The 17950-nt window shown below is 66.4% G+C and carries 17 protein-coding genes and 2 riboswitches; of the genes, 13 read left to right on the top strand and 4 right to left on the bottom strand.

Going from position 1 to position 17950, the window contains the following annotated elements; all coding sequences use genetic code 11:
* Window positions 1-5: 5 nt before the first annotated feature.
* Window positions 6-1679, bottom strand: a complete 1674-nt coding sequence (locus BM197_RS13820; RefSeq protein WP_245762552.1) for a peptide ABC transporter substrate-binding protein — start codon at window positions 1677-1679, stop codon at window positions 6-8.
* A 244-nt stretch (window positions 1680-1923) separates the two neighbouring features.
* On the opposite strand from BM197_RS13820, the gene BM197_RS13825 reads away from it, so the two are divergent.
* From BM197_RS13825 to BM197_RS13840, 4 genes are all read left to right on the top strand, one after another.
* On the top strand, window positions 1924-2691 hold the full coding sequence (locus BM197_RS13825) for a CPBP family intramembrane glutamic endopeptidase (RefSeq protein WP_090712556.1): 768 nt from the start codon (window positions 1924-1926) through the stop codon (window positions 2689-2691).
* 103 nt (window positions 2692-2794) lie between these two features.
* On the top strand, window positions 2795-3145 hold the full coding sequence (locus BM197_RS13830; RefSeq protein WP_090712558.1) for a DUF485 domain-containing protein: 351 nt from the start codon (window positions 2795-2797) through the stop codon (window positions 3143-3145).
* Window positions 3142-4722, top strand: coding sequence for a solute symporter family protein (locus BM197_RS13835; RefSeq protein WP_090712560.1), 1581 nt, complete (start codon window positions 3142-3144; stop codon window positions 4720-4722). The genes BM197_RS13830 and BM197_RS13835 overlap by 4 nt, the downstream gene beginning before the upstream one ends.
* Before the next feature lie 255 nt (window positions 4723-4977).
* Window positions 4978-5763, top strand: a complete 786-nt coding sequence (locus tag BM197_RS13840; RefSeq protein WP_143095082.1) for a CAP domain-containing protein — start codon at window positions 4978-4980, stop codon at window positions 5761-5763.
* Window positions 5764-5837: 74 nt separating this feature from the next.
* Here the strand turns inward: BM197_RS13840 and gcvP are convergent, their stop codons facing one another.
* Genes gcvP through gcvT form a run of 3 tightly spaced genes read right to left on the bottom strand, consistent with a single transcriptional unit; the run spans window position 5838 to window position 10195 of the window.
* A complete protein-coding gene (gene gcvP / locus BM197_RS13845) occupies window positions 5838-8696 on the bottom strand; it encodes an aminomethyl-transferring glycine dehydrogenase (RefSeq protein ID WP_090712564.1) in 2859 nt (952 codons plus the stop codon).
* Window positions 8696-9070 carry a glycine cleavage system protein GcvH gene (gene gcvH, locus BM197_RS13850; protein WP_090712565.1) on the bottom strand — a complete coding sequence of 125 codons (375 nt, stop codon included), beginning with the start codon at window positions 9068-9070 and terminating at the stop codon, window positions 8696-8698. The genes gcvP and gcvH overlap by 1 nt, the downstream gene beginning before the upstream one ends.
* Window positions 9071-9073: 3 nt before the next feature.
* A complete protein-coding gene (gcvT, locus tag BM197_RS13855) occupies window positions 9074-10195 on the bottom strand; it encodes a glycine cleavage system aminomethyltransferase GcvT (RefSeq protein ID WP_090712567.1) in 1122 nt (373 codons plus the stop codon).
* Window positions 10196-10266: 71 nt separating this feature from the next.
* Window positions 10267-10431, bottom strand: a riboswitch (glycine riboswitch).
* Between the two features lies 1 nt (window position 10432).
* Window positions 10433-10521: riboswitch (glycine riboswitch) on the bottom strand.
* A 188-nt stretch (window positions 10522-10709) separates the two neighbouring features.
* Between gcvT and BM197_RS13860 the strand changes: the two genes are divergently transcribed.
* The 9 genes from BM197_RS13860 to BM197_RS13900 all read left to right on the top strand — a co-directional run bounded on the left by BM197_RS13860 (window position 10710) and on the right by BM197_RS13900 (window position 17909).
* Window positions 10710-11429, top strand: a complete 720-nt coding sequence (locus tag BM197_RS13860) for an NUDIX hydrolase (protein WP_090712569.1) — start codon at window positions 10710-10712, stop codon at window positions 11427-11429.
* Window positions 11426-12724, top strand: a complete 1299-nt coding sequence (nadA, locus tag BM197_RS13865; RefSeq protein WP_090712571.1) for a quinolinate synthase NadA — start codon at window positions 11426-11428, stop codon at window positions 12722-12724. The genes BM197_RS13860 and nadA overlap by 4 nt, the downstream gene beginning before the upstream one ends.
* A 1-nt stretch (window position 12725) precedes the next feature.
* A complete protein-coding gene (nadB, locus tag BM197_RS13870) occupies window positions 12726-14258 on the top strand; it encodes an L-aspartate oxidase (RefSeq protein WP_090712573.1) in 1533 nt (510 codons plus the stop codon).
* Window positions 14252-15118, top strand: coding sequence for a carboxylating nicotinate-nucleotide diphosphorylase (gene nadC, locus BM197_RS13875; RefSeq protein ID WP_090712575.1), 867 nt, complete (start codon window positions 14252-14254; stop codon window positions 15116-15118). The genes nadB and nadC overlap by 7 nt, the downstream gene beginning before the upstream one ends.
* Window positions 15118-16257, top strand: a complete 1140-nt coding sequence (locus BM197_RS13880) for a cysteine desulfurase family protein (RefSeq protein ID WP_090712577.1) — start codon at window positions 15118-15120, stop codon at window positions 16255-16257. Before nadC ends, BM197_RS13880 begins: the two co-directional genes overlap by 1 nt.
* Before the next feature lie 63 nt (window positions 16258-16320).
* Complete coding sequence (locus BM197_RS13885) at window positions 16321-16521, top strand: hypothetical protein (RefSeq protein WP_090712579.1); 201 nt, start codon at window positions 16321-16323, stop codon at window positions 16519-16521.
* A gap of 81 nt (window positions 16522-16602) precedes the next feature.
* On the top strand, window positions 16603-16791 hold the full coding sequence (locus BM197_RS13890) for a hypothetical protein (protein ID WP_090712581.1): 189 nt from the start codon (window positions 16603-16605) through the stop codon (window positions 16789-16791).
* Between the two features lie 97 nt (window positions 16792-16888).
* A complete protein-coding gene (locus BM197_RS13895) occupies window positions 16889-17236 on the top strand; it encodes a LysR family transcriptional regulator (protein ID WP_090712583.1) in 348 nt (115 codons plus the stop codon).
* 22 nt (window positions 17237-17258) lie between these two features.
* Window positions 17259-17909 (top strand): alpha/beta hydrolase family protein, encoded by a 651-nt coding sequence (locus BM197_RS13900; protein ID WP_090712585.1) that lies wholly within the window; start codon window positions 17259-17261, stop codon window positions 17907-17909.
* The last annotated feature ends 41 nt before the right edge of the window (window positions 17910-17950 follow it).

Raw genomic sequence — 17950 nt, forward strand, 5'->3', positions numbered from 1 at the left:
GGAGCTTAGCCCTTGGTGATCTGGTGGTACAGCGGGACGGAGTCCCAACCGAAGACCACGTTGTCGACCGTGTCAGCCGAAACACCGGTGACGTTGGAGTACCACAGCGGGATCGACGGGAGGTCCTTGAGCAGGACTTCCTGTGCTTCCTGGTACTTCGCGGTTGCATCTTCAACGCTGGCTGCCTGCGAACCTTCCTTGAGGAGGTTGTCGAACTCTTCGCTCGAGTAGTCCTCGTAGTTCGATCCGGCCCCGGTCTGGTACAGCGGAGCGAGGAAGTTGTACATCGACGGGTAGTCCGCCTGCCAGCCGGCACGAACGCCGCCGGTCAGTTTGTCGTTAGCACGGTCCTCGAGAGAAGCAGCGAAAGTCGGGTAGGACTTTCCTTCGGCCGTGATTCCGAGCGTGTTAGCGATGCTGTTGGTGACAGCGTCGACCCAGGCCTGGTGGCCACCATCAGCGTTGTAAGCAATGCTGAAGGTCTCGTTGTACGGAGCGATGGCATCGGCTTCAGCCCACAGCTTCTTGGCTTCTTCGGGGTTGTAATCCAGAACCTCGGCGCCTTCGAGCTTGTCGGTCCAACCGTCGATCACCGGGGAGGTGAAGTCGGTTGCTGGCGTGCGGGTGCCCTGGAAGATGACGTCCGTGATCTCCTCGCGGTTGATCGCCTGTGAGAGGGCGGCGCGGCGCAGCTTGCCTTCTTCACCACTCCAGTGCGGGAGGTAGTACGGCATGTTGAAGGCCTGGAAGATCGCAGCTGGCTGGTTGACAGCACGGTCGCCGAACTGGTCTTCGAACGTTTCGAGTGCCGAGTCCGGAACTGCGTCGAGCACGTCGAGGTTTCCACCTTCGATGTCCGCGTATGCGGCATCCTGCGTTGCGTAGAAGATGATCTCCAGGCCACCGTTGGCCGGCTTACGTACACCGTCGTAGTCAGGATTGGTGACGAGGTTGATCTTCTCCTCGTGGACCCAGGCGCCTTCGCCGTCGAGCATGTACGGGCCGTTGCCGATCGGGTTCTCGCCGAAGGCTTCCATGTCCTCGAACGCCGCCTTGGGCAGCGGCGAGTACGCGGTGTAACCAAGGCGCAGCGGCCAGTCAGCCTCAGGAGACGACAGCTCAACGGTGAATGTCGTGTCGTCTACAACCTGAAGACCAGACATCGTCTCGGCGAGGGGGTCGCCAACCTGGACAGGGTTGCCCTCTTCGTCGACTGCACCGGACGGGTCGTCCTTGGTGTTCTGTACGTCGGAGAATCCGACAATGTTGTCGAAGAAGTACGAAGCACTCTGAGCGTTGTCGTAAAGGGCGCCGTAGTTCCAGGCGTCAATGAAGGAGTCCGACGTGACGGGCTCGTCGTTGGTGAACGTCCAGCCATCCTTGAGGGTGACGGTCCACGTCTTTGCGTCTTCGGATTCGATCGACTCAGCGACCTCGTTCTCGATCTCGCCCTCAGCCGTGTACGACACGAGGCCGGCGAAGATCGACGTGGTGATCTTTCCTCCACCGCTCTCGGTGGTGTTGGTCGGAATCAGCGAGTGTTGCGGCTCACTGCCGTTCGTGGTGATGATCGCTGATGCGTCGCCCGTGGACTCGTCTTCAGCCGCCGGCTCCCCTGGCGCGCAGCCGGTCAGCGCGAGAGCGCTGGCAGACAACAGCGCAAGGACGCTAAGTCCCATGCGTGATTTCTTCAATTTTCCTCCTGTGCAAGTGCGTACGGCAAGCAGGATTGTGCCCCGTCTACCGCGCTGGATACAAGAACACTAGGTATCGTGGACCCCAACTACATAATTCGTCGGACAATCGTTACAAACCAGTAACTCAACCTGCAGAATCTTGCAAGCACCGCACTTTCTTTGCAGATCGCTGCGTCGATCGCCGTAATTTTCGTCAATACAGCCGAGAACACACCCAGGAGCGCCGATGCCCGAATCGAGCCAGGCGCGAGCATGGTGGGAGATCGTGATCGTCCTCGGGTTGAGCGTCGGAGCATCCGCCGTCTACTCCCTGGTGTCGATCGTGGCGCGGGTCACCGACGAGACTCCCCTCGCGGACCAGTCGGCGGAACTCAACACCTCCCAGAGCGAACGGGAATGGCTGGATTTCAGCTACCAGTTCCTCGGCATCTTCTTCGGGCTGTTCGTCGTCGCCCTCGTATTGTTCCTGCTCTGGCAGGGCGGGCGAAGCGGCTTCGCGAGAATCGGCCTGGACTTCACCGCCGGCTGGAGCGACGTGTGGCGCGGCATCCTCTTGTTCCTCGCCATCGGCATCCCGGGGATCCTGCTGTACGCGGGTGGCCGGGCAGCCGGCCTCACCGTCGCTGTTGAGGCGTCGCCGCTCGAGTCGTATTGGTGGACCATCCCGGTCCTCATCTTCGCTGCGCTGCGCGCAGGGCTCGTCGAAGAGGTGATCGTGGTCGGCTACCTGTTCACCCGACTGCGCGAGCGCGGCTGGACGGACTGGATGATCATCCTGGCGACCGCGCTGCTCCGCGGGATCTACCACCTGTACCAAGGTGTCGGGCCGTTCTTCGGGAACATCGCGATGGGCATCCTCTTCGGCTGGTGCTACCGGCGATGGGGACGCGTGATGCCCCTCGTCATCGCCCACACGCTGCTCGACGTGGCATCCTTCGTCGGCTATCCGATCGCGGCCGGCCTGTGGCCCGACCTTTTTACCTCGCCGAAGTAACTCACCGCCCTTGCGCTGTTCCTGGCTAATGGTTAGCGACTAGGGTTTTTGCAGCGCACAGAGCCGTGCGTCGCGCAGCGTTGCGCGAACTGTGAGGAGGATCATGGCCCACGACGACACGGGGACGCACGTTCCCGGCACCGCCATCGACTACGTGGCAGTAGAAGAATCCCCAACATTCGTCGAACACAAGCGACGGCATCGACGTTTTGTCTTTCCCCTCACCGTCGCCTTCCTCGTCTGGTATTTCGCGTACGTGCTCCTGGCGGACTACGCGCACGACTTCATGTCGATCAAGGTGATCGGCAACATCAACATCGGTCTGCTGCTCGGGCTCAGCCAGTTCGTCACCACTTTTGCCATCACCACCTGGTACGTCTCCTTCGCCAACCGAAAGCTCGACCCGGCTGCCGAGAAGTTCAGGACCGAACTCGAGGAGATTGAGCGCTCATGACTGTCGGCAACCCCGTCCTGAACATTTCCATCTTCGCGGCGTTCGTCGCCGTGACTCTTGTCATCGTCATTCGTGCCTCGCGCTCGAACAAGACGGCGAACGACTTCTACGCGGCCGGCCGCTCGTTCAGCGGAGGCCAGAACGGAACGGCGATCGCCGGCGACTACCTGTCGGCCGCATCGTTCCTCGGCATCTGTGGTGCGATCGCCGTGAACGGCTACGACGGGTTCCTCTACTCCATCGGGTTCCTCGTCGCCTGGCTCGTCGCCCTGCTGCTCGTCGCCGAGCTGCTGCGCAACACGGGCAAGTTCACCATGGCGGATGTCCTCTCGTTCCGGCTCAAAGAACGCCCGGTGCGCCTTGCCGCAGCGACAGCAACGCTCGCCGTGTGCTTCTTCTACCTGCTCGCGCAGATGGCAGGCGCCGGTGGCCTCGTCTCCCTGCTCCTCGGCGTCAACGACCGGCTTGGCCAGTCGGTGGTCATCGCCGTGGTCGGGTTCATCATGATCTTCTACGTACTCATCGGCGGCATGAAGGGCACGACCTGGGTTCAAATCATCAAGGCCGTCCTCCTCATCGCCGGCGCCGGGGTGATGACCGTGTGGGTGCTCGCCCTCAACGGGTTCAATCTCTCTGCTCTCCTCGGCAACGCTGTCGAGGTCGCCGGCGAAGGCATCCTGAACCCGGGTGCCCAGTACGGGCTCACCGGGGTTTCGCGCCTCGACTTCGTGTCGCTCGCCCTCGCCCTCGTGCTCGGTACCGCGGGGCTCCCCCACGTGCTGATGCGGTTCTACACGGTGCCGACGGCGAAGGAAGCCCGGAGGAGCGTGGTTTGGGCCATCTGGCTGATCGGTCTGTTCTACCTGTTCACCCTCGTGCTCGGCTACGGCGCCGCGTACCTCGTCGGCAAGGAAACCATCCTCGCCGCACCCGGTGGCGTGAACTCGGCCGCGCCGCTGCTTGCATTCGAACTGGGCGGCTCGATCCTGCTCGGTATCATCTCGGCCGTGGCGTTCGCGACGATCCTCGCGGTCGTCGCAGGGTTGACCATCACCGCCGCCACGTCGTTCGCACACGACGTGTACGCGAACGTAATCAAGAAAGGGGCTGTGCCTCCGAACGGTGAGGTGAAGGTCGCCCGCATCACGGTCGTCGTGATCGGCGTACTCGCGATCGCCGGTGGCATCGGAGTCCAGGGGCAGAACATCGCATTCCTGGTCGCCCTCGCATTCGCCATCGCGGCGAGCGCGAACCTGCCGACGATCCTGTACTCGCTGTACTGGCGCAAATTCACGACGCGCGGAGCACTGTGGAGCATGTACGGCGGCCTCGGCTCGGCGTTGCTGCTGATCATCTTCTCCCCCGTGATCTCAGGTGCGGAGACGTCGATGTTCCCCAATGCGGACTTCTCCTGGTTCCCGCTGAACAACCCCGGCATCGTCTCCATCCCGCTCGGGTTCCTGCTCGGCTGGCTGGGTACCGTCACCTCATCGGTGAAGGAAGACCCGCGGATTGCGGCCGAGATGGAGGTGCGTTCGCTCACCGGGCATGGTGCGGAGAAGGCTTCTTCGCACTAGGGCTAGTGCCGGCGAGGTGACAATTTTCTCCTCAGCTCCGCGAGGCGCAGCCTTGCGAAAGGCGGCAGCCTTAACCAAGGCAATCTCGAGAGAGAGACGGCGACCCGCAACCATCTTCGGACGTTGCGGGTCACCGAGGGCCACACCCGAAAACAGTCACCTCACCGTCGAGTTTGGGATGCCGTCGCCGCATCATGGCGGTGAGCTCGCTGGGTGCTGGGGGGCGCTGCGCTCAGGCGCCCCCGGAAGGGGGACGTGTATAGTCAAACCTTCATTTCGACGGTCGGCATGACCGCTTTTGAGGAGAACACAATCATTACTAACCACGCATTCAAGAAGCGCGGTCGCGTGACCGCCGTCGCCCTGGCGGCAGTGATCGGCACCACCGGCATCATGGCAGGACCCGTCGCGGCACAGGCGGCGGAGCCCGTATCAGCACAGGCGACGGCGGAGCCCGTCGTCGGAGGTTACACGCTCAGCCAGGCGAGAAAGATCATCCTCGACGACACGAACACCATCCGGACAGGCCTCGGCCTCAAGCCCGTGGCCGAAAGCTCCGCACTGAACACGGTCGCCCAGAACTGGACCATCAAGCAGGCAAACGCCGGCGCGATGTCGCACAACCCGTCGTACTCGAGCCAGTACCCGTCCGGTTGGACGACAGCGAGCGAGAACGTCGCCTACGGATACTCGGTCACCGCGGTGGTCGCGGCGTGGAAGGCGTCACCCGGCCACTACAAGAACATCACCCAGGCTTCAGCCAACACGCTGGGTATCGGAGTCGCCGCGAACAGCTCGGGACGCCTCTACTTCACCCAGAACTTCGCCACCTACCCGGCGGGTTCAACCAAGGCTCCGGTCTCGAGCACGCCGACCCCAGCTCCCGTGACGAGCACGCCCACCCCGGCTCCGGTGAGGAGCACGCCGACCCCGGCTCCGGTCTCGAGCACGCCCTCGACCCCGGCTCCCGTGACGAGCACGCCGACGATTCGAAGTGCAGCAGACTTCTTCGCCTGGGCCCGCACGCTCGGCGCTCGCTAAACAGAGCGCGTCAATCGGTTCAGCGCGGGTGATCTTTCACCCGCGCTGAACCATTTAACCCGCGCGTGACCTGCTCACTCGAACGCTTCGGGCGGCGGGCACGCACACACGAGGTTGCGGTCCCCGAAGGCATTGTCGACGCGGCGCACCGGCGGCCAATACTTGGTCCGAATGAGTGATCGTACGGGATAGACGGCCTGCTCACGGGTGTAGGCGTGCTCCCACTCCCCCTCGATGACCGACTGGGCGGTGTGCGGCGCATGCACCAGCGGGTTGTCGGATGCCGGCCACGTGCCCGCTGCGACGGCATCCGCTTCGGCCTTGATCGCGATCATCGCGTCGATGAACCGGTCGATCTCTGCGAGATCCTCGCTCTCGGTCGGTTCGACCATGAGGGTCCCTGCGACCGGGAACGACATCGTCGGCGCGTGGAAGCCGTAGTCGATGAGGCGCTTCGCCACGTCGTCGACGGTCACGCCGGTTGCGTCACGGAGCGGACGCAGGTCGAGGATGCACTCGTGGGCGACGAGTCCGTTGTCGCCGGTGTAGAGCACCGGGAAGTGCTCGCGCAGCCGCACGGCGATGTAGTTCGCCGCGAGAACCGCTGCACCGGTGGCCTGCTTCAGACCCTCGGCACCCATCATGCGCACGTAGGCCCACGAGATCGGAAGGATGCTCGGGCTGCCATATGGCGCCGCCGACACCGGTCCGCCGGCGTGCGTGAAGGCTCCGTGGTCGTCGCGCTGCGCGAGCGGATGCCCGGGCAGGAACGGCGCAAGGTGCGCCTTCGCCGCCACTGGACCGACTCCGGGGCCGCCTCCGCCGTGCGGGATGCAGAAGGTCTTGTGCAGGTTGAGGTGCGAGACGTCGCCGCCGAAGTCGCCGAACCGGGCATACCCGAGCAGCGCGTTGAGGTTTGCACCGTCGACGTAGACCTGGCCGCCGGCGTCGTGCACAGCCTGGGTGATCGCGGTGACCTCGTGCTCGTAGACACCGTGCGTCGACGGGTAGGTGATCATGAGCGCGGCAAGCGTTTCGGCGTGCAGAGCGATCTTCGCCCGGAGGTCGTCGAGGTCGACGTTGCCGAGTTCGTCACAGGCGACGACGACGACCTTCATGCCGGCGAGCACAGCGGATGCCGCGTTGGTGCCGTGTGCACTGGACGGGATCAGGCAGACGGTGCGGTCCAGGTCGCCGTTCGCCCGGTGGTAACCGCGGATCGCCAGCAGCCCGGCGAGTTCACCCTGGCTGCCGGCGTTCGGCTGCAGGGACACCGAGTCGTACCCGGTGACCTCTGCGAGCCAGCTTTCGAGCTGTTCGATGAGGCCAAGGTAGCCGAGGACGTCCGCTTCCGGAGCGTACGGGTGCAGCGAGGCGAACTCGGGCCAGGTGATGGCCTCCATCTCGGTCGCTGCGTTGAGCTTCATCGTGCATGAGCCGAGGGGGATCATGCCCCGGTCGAGGGCGTAGTCCCGGTCGGCCAGCTGCTTGAGATAGCGCATCATGGCGGTCTCGGAGTGGTGCGTGTTGAACACCGCATGCGTGAGGTATCCGCTGGTCCTGGCGAGTTCCGAGGGCAGACGGGTGGTCTCTCCGTCGAGCCCGGCGAAGGCTTCGTCGCCGGAGAAACCGAAAGCGACGACAACAGCACGGAGTTCGTCGGCCGTCGTGGTCTCGTCGACCGAGATGCCGACGGTCGCGTCATCGACGAGGTGCAGGTTGAGGCCCAGCTCGCGCGCCCGATCGACGATGACGGATGCCTTGCCCGGGACGTGCACCCGGAGGGTGTCGAAGAACGCGTCACTCACGAGAGTCACACCGTAGCCGGTGAGGACCGTCGCGAGGGCATCCGCCCTGGCCGCGGTCTCGGCGGCGATCCGCTGGATGCCACGGGGCCCGTGGTACACGGCATACATCGACGCCATGACGGCGAGGAGGACCTGCGCCGTGCAGATGTTCGAGGTCGCCTTCTCACGGCGGATGTGCTGCTCGCGCGTCTGCAGGGTGAGCCGGTACGCCGGGTGACCGGCGGCATCCTGGCTCACACCGACGAGGCGACCGGGGAGCTGGCGTTCGAGCCCCTTGCGCACGGCCATGTATCCGGCGTGAGGACCGCCGAAGCCCATCGGCACGCCGAGGCGCTGGCTGGTGCCCACGGCGATGTCGGCGCCGAGTTCTCCCGGCGAGGTGATCAGCGCGAGGGCGAGCAGGTCGGCGGCGACGACGGCGAGGCCGCCCTGTTCCTTGACCGACGCAATCACGGATGCCGGGTTCCAGACCCGCCCGGATGCTCCGGGGTACTGAACGAAGATTCCGAATGCTGCCTCGGGCAGCGCCCCACCGCCGGCGAGGTCGATTTCGGCCAGTTCAATGCCGACAGCCTCGGCCCGGCTGGCGAGCAGGGCCTTGGTCTGCGGGAACGCGTCGGCGTCGACAACGAAGACGTTCGAGGTGAGCTTCGAGGCCCGGCTGGCCAGGAGCATTCCCTCCACGACGGCGGTGCCCTCATCGAGCATCGACGCATTGGCGGTGTCGAGCCCCGTCAGGTCGGTGACCATCGTCTGGAAGTTGATCAGCGCTTCGAGCCGGCCCTGCGAGATCTCCGGCTGGTACGGCGTGTATGCCGTGTACCAGGACGGGTTCTCGAGAACGTTCCTTTTGATGACGGCCGGGGTGATCGTGCCGTAGTAGCCCAGGCCGATCATCGACGTTCGCACGGTGTTCTGATCGGCCAGCTGCCGCAGTTCGGCGAGGGCCTCCCGTTCACTCGCGGCCGCGGGGATCGACGAGTTGAGGATCTCGCCGACGTGGATCGACTCGGGAACGGCGGCTTCAACGAGCGCGTCGACGCTGTCGTAGCCGACGGATGCCAGCATGCTCGCCTGCGCGGCGGCATCCGTGCCGATGTGGCGTTCGGAGAAGAGTTCCGGCATTACTCGCCAACCAGCGCGGAGTATTCGTCCCAGCTGAGCAGGCCATCCGGTGCCTTCTCGAACTGCACCTTGATGAGCCACCCTTCGCCGAACGGGTCGCTGTTGACGAGCGACGGCTCGTCGACGACGGCTGCGTTGTTCTCGGTGACGGTTCCGTCGACAGGAGCGAAGAGCTCGCCCACCGACTTGGTCGATTCGATCTCACCGATGACGGAACCGGCGGTGACCGCCACGCTTGCGTCCGGGAGTTCGACGAATACGACATCGCCCAGCTTCTCAGCGGCGTATGCGGTGATGCCGACGGTTGCGACGTTGCCGTCGATGTCGAGCCACTCGTGTTCAGGCGTGTACTTCAGCGTGGTCTTGTCAGCCATGGGTTACTTCTTTCTTCTGTAGAACGGGAGTGGGGTGACGGTGGCCGGGATCGACGTGCCCCGCACGTCGACAGCGAGTTCGGTGCCGGGCTCGGCGAGTGTCGGATCGACGTACGCCATCATGATCGGATGCCCGAGCGTGGGCGACAGCGCCCCGCTCGTCACGGTTCCGACGACGGCGCCGTCGGAGACGATCGAGTATCCGGCGCGCCCAGCACGGCGGCCATCCGCAACGAGGCCGACGAGGACCCTGGCGTTGTCGGCAGGCCCGGCCTCCACGGCTGAACGGCCGACGAAGTCCGACTCCTTGGAGAGCGCGACGACGCGTCCAAGCCCGGCCTGCGCAGGCTGGGTGTCTGTGCCGAGCTCGTGGCCGTAGAGCGGCATCCCGGCCTCGAGCCGGAGAGTGTCGCGGCTTGCGAGTCCTGCGGGCACGAGTCCCTGGTCTTCGCCTGCCGCTTCCAGTGCGCGCCAGAGCGACACCGCGGCTGTGGTGCGGAGGTACAGCTCGAAGCCGTCTTCGCCGGTGTAGCCGGTGCGGGCGACGAGAAGCGGCACACCCTCGAAGAAAGCGTCGGTCGCGCGGTAGTACTTCAGTTCGTCGAGCGGTACGCCAACTTCGGTGATGCCCGCGGTCTGCTCGAGGATGGCGCGCGAGTTGGGGCCCTGCACGGCGATCAGCGCGTAGTCGTCGCTCTGGTCATCGACGGTGACCTCGAAGTCGGCCGACCGCTCGGTGAGAGCGGCAGCCGCGGCTTCGCGGTTACCGGCGTTCGCGACGACGAGGAAGGTCGTGTCGCCGAGGCGGTAGACCACGACGTCGTCGAGGATGCCGCCGGTTTCGGTGAGGAGGAGGCTGTACTTCGCCTGCATCAGGTCGATTGCGGACAGCTTGCCGGCGAGCGCCGCATCGAGGAACGGACCGGCCTCCCGCCCGTAGACAAGGATCTCGGCCATGTGGGAGAGGTCGAAGAGACCGGCCGCGGTGCGTACCGCGGCGTGCTCGGCGAGGTCGCTGGTGTAACGGACCGGCATCTGCCAGCCGGCGAAATCGGTGAAGCTCGCGCCGAGTTGCGAGTGAACCGCATGAAGCGGGCTGGTGCGTTCGGGTGCGGGGTCTGACACGAGTTCTCCAGTAATCGCCGGGGGCGACGGTCGCAAAAAAGCGGCTGCGGCACACGAAGTGCCTTGGGAACTCCCCCTCTGTCATGGGCCTGAGAGTTTCGCACGCCCGTGCCGTCGTGCGGCGGGGCGGCTTTCACCGTCGGCGGAACCGGGCGAAGCGCGTGTCAGATCTCGATACGGCGCGGAGCGCCTACCCGATCCGAATCTCGCCGCGCTCGATTCGCTTTCCAGAGTGGCCAGTTCGATGCGGTACGTAGACCTGAGAGATTGGCGGGGAGGCTTGCTCCTTCGGTGCCGGGCATGCCCGGCTCTCCCGCATCGCGTGTGCGGCCCGATATTCGATTTGCAGCCCAGCCTACCGCGGCCGCGCGCGCCGTGTGGACTTTCACCCCCGGGCCGGGACGCCAACACTGACACATTTGTGATTTTCGCTCGTGTTCGAGTCATTTTGACACTAAGATGGATTCAGAGTTAGAGTCACTGTGACTTTAACCGGAGGAACGGGAGGAACACAATGGCCGCACACGCCACCGACGTGAGCCTGGCCGTTTCGACCGTCATCTTCGCGCTCCGCCCGCACCCGGAAACCGGCCGGATGACGGTCTGGATGCCGCTCGTCCGCCGCATCCGGGAACCGTTCGTCGGCAAGTGGGCGCTCCCCGGCGGGCCACTCGAGCCGGACGAGGACCTCGCTGAGTCCGCCGCCCGCACCCTCGCCGAGACCACGCTGCTCACGCCGCAGTACCTGGAACAGCTCTACGCATTCGGCAACATCGACCGCTCCCCCGGCGGGCGCGTCGTCTCGATCGTCTACTGGGCCCTCGTGCGCTCGGAGGAGGCGGATGTCGCGGTTGAGACCGAAAACGTGCGCTGGTTCGAAGCCGACTCGGTGCCCGAACTTGCCTTCGACCACAACCTCATCGTCGAGTACGCCCTGTGGCGCCTCCGCAACAAGCTGGAGTACAGCTCCATAGCGCACGCCTTTGTCGGCGACACCTTCACCCTCTCCGAGCTGCGCGAGGTTCACGAGGCCGTGCTGCAGAAGCCTCTGGACCCGGCGAACTTCCGGCGCCAGATCGAGGGCTCAGGCCAGGTCGTTCCCACCGAACACCTGCAAACCGGCGGACGGCATCGTCCGGCCCGCCTCTACCGTTACAACCGCGCAGCGAGTGACGAGAACAACGGCCCCCTCCCGAGCCGCTCACTGCCTGGCCGCACACAAGGAGCATCATGACTCTCACCGCCTCCGTCGACACCACCCTCACACAGATCTCCGCCGGCACCGCGCCCGGCGCCGCGTGCAGCCCTGACCTCGTCGAAAAGCCGTGGGTCTTCGACCTGCGGGCACCCGGCTACGGTCCAGGCTCATCGATGGGCGACGTGATTCCCGCCGGCTCCCCCCGCCAGGGCGCACTCCCCGCCTTCTACCGTGAGGCCGACGCGGCCGAACTCGACCGTCGCATCCTGGCCGCGAAAGAGGCACTCGGCGACCGACTCGTCATCCTCGGCCACTTCTACCAGCGCGACGAGGTCCTCGCCTACGCCGACTACGTGGGCGACTCGTTCCAGCTGGCCACCGCCGCCCGGGAACGCACCGACGCCGAGGCCATCGTGTTCTGCGGTGTGCACTTCATGGCAGAGACCGCCGACCTGCTGTCAACGGACGAGCAATCCGTCATCCTGCCGAACCTCGCCGCAGGATGCTCCATGGCCGACATGGCGAATATCGACCAAGTCGAGGAGTGCTGGGAGCAGCTCGCCGAGTTGTACGGTACCGAACCGGATGCCGACGGGCGCGTTCCCGTCATCCCGGTCACCTACATGAATTCCTCCGCAGCGCTGAAGGGATTCTGCGGGCGCAACGGCGGCATCGTCTGCACGTCGTCCAACGCGCAGACGGTGCTCGAGTGGGCGTTCGAACGTGGCCAGCGGGTGCTCTTCTTTCCCGACCAGCACCTCGGACGGAACACCGCCAAAGCCATGGGCGTGCCGCTCGACCTCATGCCGATGTGGAATCCGAACAAACCGCTCGGCGGCAACGATGCGTCGGCGCTCAAGGACTCCCGCGTGATCCTGTGGCACGGCTTCTGCTCCGTGCACAAACGGTTCACCGTCGACCAGATCGCGAAAGCCCGCACCGAATTCCCCGGCGTGCGGGTGATCGTGCACCCTGAGTGCCCCATGCCGGTGGTCGACGCCGCCGACGAATCAGGATCCACCGACTACATCCGCAAAGCGATCGAGGCGGCGCCGGCCGGATCCACCTTCGCGATCGGCACCGAAATCAACCTCGTGCAGCGACTCGCGGCGGAGCATCCGGAGCACACGATCTTCTGCCTCGACCCGGTGATCTGCCCGTGCTCGACGATGTACCGCATCCACCCCGGCTACCTGGCGTGGGTGCTTGACGCTCTTCTGGGCGGCGAGGTGCTCAATCAGATCACCGTGTCGGATGAGGTCGCGCTGCCAGCGCGGATCGCACTCGAGCGGATGCTTGCGGCGCGGCCGCCGGTCCCGACGGGAGTCTGAAATGGCGAGGGTGATCGTCGTCGGCAGCGGGATCGCCGGCCTGACAGCCGCGTTGAAGGCCGCGAGGCGGCACCACGTTCTGCTGATCACGAAGTCGACGCTCGGGCAGAGCAACACCCGGTACGCGCAGGGCGGGATCGCCGGCGTGATGTTCGCCGAGGACAGCGTGGAGGCTCACGTCGGCGACACGCTCACCGCGGGCGCCGGTCTCTGTGACGAGGATGCCGTCCGGGTTCTCTGCACAGAAGGCCCGGATCGGATCCGTGAGCTGGTCGCCCTCGGTGTCGACTTCGACCGCACCGACGGCGAGTTCGCCAGAGGCCGGGAGGCTGCTCACTCCTATCCCCGGGTGCTCCACGCGGGCGGGGACGCGACCGGTGCGCGGATCGAGTCAGCCCTCGTCACGCGCATCCGCGAGAGCTCTGCCGAGATCCTCGAGGACACGTTCCTCGTCGACCTCATCCTCGAGGAGGGCCGCGCCGCGGGCGCACGGCTGAGGTTGCCGGACGGCTCCGAATGCACCGTCGTCGCTGATGCGGTCGTGCTCGCCACCGGTGGTGCCGGGCAGCTCTATCGGTACACGACCAACCCGGATGTGGCCACCGGAGACGGCGCGGCTGCCGCCCTCCGCGCCGGCGCACAGCTCGCGGACCTGGAGTTCTACCAGTTCCACCCCACGGCGCTGACGACCGCCGGGCGGTTCCTGGTGTCTGAAGCAGTGCGCGGCGAAGGCGCCGTGTTGCGAAACGCGCTGGGAGAGCGGTTCCTCGCCGCCATCCACCCGGATGCTGAACTCGCACCACGCGACGTGGTCGCTCGCGGAATCGCCGCTGAGATGGCCGCGCAGGGCGGCACCCCGGTCGTTCTCGATGCGACGATGCTCGGCGCAGAATTCCTGGCAAGCCGGTTCCCGGTCATCGACCGTGCCGTGCGGGCATCCGGAACGGACTGGTCGCAGGAACTCGTGCCGGTGAGTCCAGCAGCGCATTACTGGATGGGCGGCGTGGCCACCGACCTCGACGGCCGCACGACCGTGCCTGGGCTCTACGCCGTCGGCGAGGTCGCCAGGACCGGTGTGCACGGCGCCAACCGCCTCGCCTCGAACTCGCTGCTCGAAGGCGCTGTCTTCGGCGCCCGCGCCGCGCTCGCGCTCGATGCCGACGACCCAGAGAACTGGCCCGCCCGGCCGGCCCGGCCGTTCGCCGTGCCGGAGCGGGACCCGGCAACACACGCTCCGGCGTTTTCCCGCGAGGCGCTCCAGCAAGTGATGTGGGAGTACGCCGGACTCCTCCGCGATGAGCCCGGCCTTCACCGCGCGGCGCGCCTTCTCGATGCCTGGTCTGCACTTCCGTTGCCGACCGACAGCATCCGCTCTCTCGAGGACCGCAACCTCCTGACCCTCGGCCGTGAACTCGTGCTCGCCGCCCTGGCCCGCACCGAATCCGTCGGGGCGCACGCGCGCTCCGACGCTCCCGCAACTTACCCCGCCCCGGCGAGCGCCGGAGCCGAATCCCGAGAGGCCGCCGCATGCTGACCCTCCCCCAGATCGACCGTGTCGTCGGTGCCGCCCTCGAGGAGGACGCACCGTGGGGCGACCTGACGAGCGCGACCCTCATCCCGGTGACGGCCACCGCCACCGCCGCCCTTGCTGCCCGGGAGGACGGCGTCTTCAGCGGGGGCGAGGTCTTCGCTGCGGCGTTCCGGTTGACGGATCCATCGATCGAGGTGACCCTTCTCGTTGGCGACGGCGAGCGCTTCCGCCGGAAGGACACCCTGGCGACCGTGACCGGGCCGGCCCGCGGCATCCTCCAGGCCGAACGAATCGGGTTGAACTTCGTGCAGCGGATGTCCGGGATCGCGACGTTGACGGCACGGTACGTCGACGCCGTGAGCGGCACCCGGGCGCGCATCGTTGACACGCGCAAGACGACGCCGGGGCTCCGCGCATTCGAGCGTCATGCCGTGCGCTCCGGTGGCGGGTTCAATCACCGGTTCTCGCTGTCCGATGCCGTCATGGCGAAAGACAACCACCTCGCCGTGCTGACAGCGGGGGGCCTGTCGCTGACCGAAGCTCTGCTCGCCGTGCGGGCCCAGCTCGGACACACGACGCACCTCGAGGTGGAGGTGGACCGGCTCGACCAGATCGACGCTGTCCTCGCCGCCGGCGTCGACACCATCATGCTCGACAACTTCAGCCTCGACGATCTGCGCACCGGCGTGGAGAGAATCGGCGGACGGGCGATCGTCGAGGCGAGCGGCAACGTCACCCTCGACACGGTCGGCGCGATCGCTGCGACCGGCGTCGACGTCATCTCATCTGGCGCGCTCACGCACAGCGTCCGGGCCCTCGACTTTGGCCTGGACCTGTCGATAACAGCCCAACCGGTGCCGTGATGCTCTACTTCGACTCCGCGGCGACGACCCCGGTTCGCCGGGAGGTGCTCGAGGCGATGTGGCCATATCTCACCACCGAATTCGGCAATCCGTCGAGCCACCACACGGTCGGCGAGCGTGCCGCGGATGCTCTCGCAGACGCCAGGTCACGGGTCGCTGCGGTGCTCGGCGTCCGGGCCGGAGACCTCGTGTTCACCTCCGGCGGCACCGAAGCCGACAACCTCGCCGTGAAGGGCATCGCCCTCGGATCGACGCGCGGACGGCACATCGTCACCGCGGCAACCGAACACGAGGCGGTGCTCGAGTCGGTGGACTACCTCCGCCGTCTGCACGGCTTCGAGGTCACGTTTGTGGAATTGAAGCCGGACGGCATCGTGACCCCTGATGCGCTCGACGCTGTTCTCCGCCCGGACACAGCGCTGGTCACCCTGATGTACGCCAACAACGAGATCGGCACCGTGCAGGATCTCGGCGCGCTCGGGGCAGTGACGGCCGCACACGGGGTGCCGTTCCACATCGACGCCGTACAGGCAGCCGGCTGGCTCGACCTTCGCGTCTCCGGGCAGGGAGTGGACGCGCTCTCGCTCGCCGGCCACAAGGTCGGCGCGCCGAAGGGCATCGGGCTAGCCTGGCTGCGCGGCCGGCTCCCGGTTGAGCCGCTCGTTCACGGAGGCGGGCAGGAACGCGGGCGCCGCTCGGGAACCGAGAATGTGGCGGCCATTGTCGGACTCGCGACAGCCCTTGAGCTCGCCGAAAAGGAACGCGCGGATGCCGCTGTACGGGTGAGCGTCCTCCGCGACGAGATGATCGCGCGCGTCCTCGGCACGGTTCCCGGCGCACTCCTGACCGGGTCGGCCACCTCCCGGCTGCCGAACTCGGCGTCGTTCTGCTTTCCGGGCACGAGCGGCGAAGCGGTCCTGCTGGAGCTGGAACGCCGCGGCGTTGTCTCGTCGAGCGGCTCCGCCTGCGCGGCGGGAAGCGACGAGCCGTCACACGTCCTCACCGCCCTCGGCATGCCGCCCGAGGTAGCCCAGACAGCAGTGCGGTTCACCTTCGGTGCCGAGCTGACGCACGAGACCGTGGAGTCTGCTGTTGCCGCGATTGTGGCATCCGTTTCGGCCGTGTCAGCGTTGAGCTGAGCGGCAGATCCGACGCGCCGGTGAGACCTTCCCTTTGTCGGCGAGCGGGCGTACGGTGACGGCATGGAGATCAACTCATCGGACCGGAAGCCCTCGCAGCAGCGGGTGACGAGCGCTCTCAAACTGGACGATTCGACGGCCACCGAGAATCTCGACACGAGCCGCCGCGACCTGAGGGCGTTGCGGAAGCCGCCAGGACCGGTCGACGGCCTGCTCCCCCACCTCGACCGGCTGCGCCCAGGCGAGGCACCGCCCCCGCCGTAACGGCAGGCCGCATCGTGGAGCACGTCAGCCGGAAAAGCAAGGCTCTGTTGATCGAAGGAGTCCCGCTCGTATCGTGGGCGCATGGACACCAACTTTGAGGGCGGAACGCCCGACGATCTCGACGACCAGGCAACCGACAGGGACCAGGCACCAGACCGGACCGACGTGCCGATGACATCCGGTGGCGAACGATCCACCTCGATCGATGAGGACGACGCCGGAATCCTGCCGACGCCCGAACCCACAGACGGTGGCGCTCCGGCGCCGTGACGGTTCCCCCTTTGCTTGCCTTCTGCCCCGTTCCCATCCGAGCACCGGTAGCCTGAACCTGTGGCCTCCTACCTGGCGGCCGGACGGAAGGCTGCTCATGGACGCCATCGCGCTTCGACGCTTCGTGGTCGCCGCCGAAGAGTTGCACTTCGCCCGCGCGGCGAAGTATCTCAACATTCCGCGTTCGACGTTGCTCGCCTCGGTGCGTGAACTCGAGAACGAACTCCGCACCCCGCTCTTCGACATGGCCGCGTCGTCCACGACACTGACCGCCGCCGGTCGCGCCCTCCTCGCCGATGAGCAGCGCAAAGCGGATGCCACGGCCGCCTCGGTGCAGAACCGGCCTCAACCCGCCGGGGGCAAGGCGAAGGCAAACAAAGGCAAGGGTCGGGCCCCCGCGGTCAAAGGACAACCGCGGCCGGGCAAACGTCGCCAGTCGCGCTGATCCGGCGGGTAACCTCGGGTTCATGATTCTCGACGTGCCGACGTCGCTCGGGCCCGGGCGGCTCACCGTCAGCCCAGCGGCGGAGCCGCGGGCGCTCGTGTGGCTGGGCCACGGTGCCGGTGGCGGCATCGGCGCTGTCGATCTCGCCGCGCTCGCTGCACGTCTCCCCGACGTCGGATTCACCGTCGCCCGGTACGAGCAGCCCTGGCGGGTGGCGGGCAAGAAGGTCGCGCCGCGGCCGGCAACGCTCGACGTCGCCTGGCGTGAGACCGCGCCGGCAGTCGACGAGCTCGCCGCAGGGCTGCCCATCGTCGTCGGCGGCCGGAGTGCGGGTGCACGGGTCGCGTGTCGCACCGCGAACGACCTCGGTGCCGCAGGAGTGGTGTGCCTCGCCTTCCCGCTGCATCCGCCTGGGCGACCCGCCGTGACTCGCGTCGAGGAATTGCTGCAGCCTGCCGGGCCGGTGCTGGTGCTCCAGGGTGATCGGGACGCCTTCGGAACGGCAAGCGACGTGGCACGCGAGGCGGGCGCGCGGCGCTCGATTCGGATTGTGCCGGTCACAGGCGCCGACCACGGTATGAAGGTCCTCAAGTCCTCCGAGCTGACCGCAAGCAACGTGGCCGCGCTGGTGTCGGCATCCGTCGCCGACTTTGTGGATCGCGTCGTCGGCTGACTTCCCACCGCCTTCCGGTGACGCTTAAGCACCGAATACGA

It is taken from the genome of Mycetocola miduiensis, assembly GCF_900115155.1.
In the GTDB taxonomy this organism is placed as follows: domain Bacteria; phylum Actinomycetota; class Actinomycetes; order Actinomycetales; family Microbacteriaceae; genus Mycetocola_A; species Mycetocola_A miduiensis.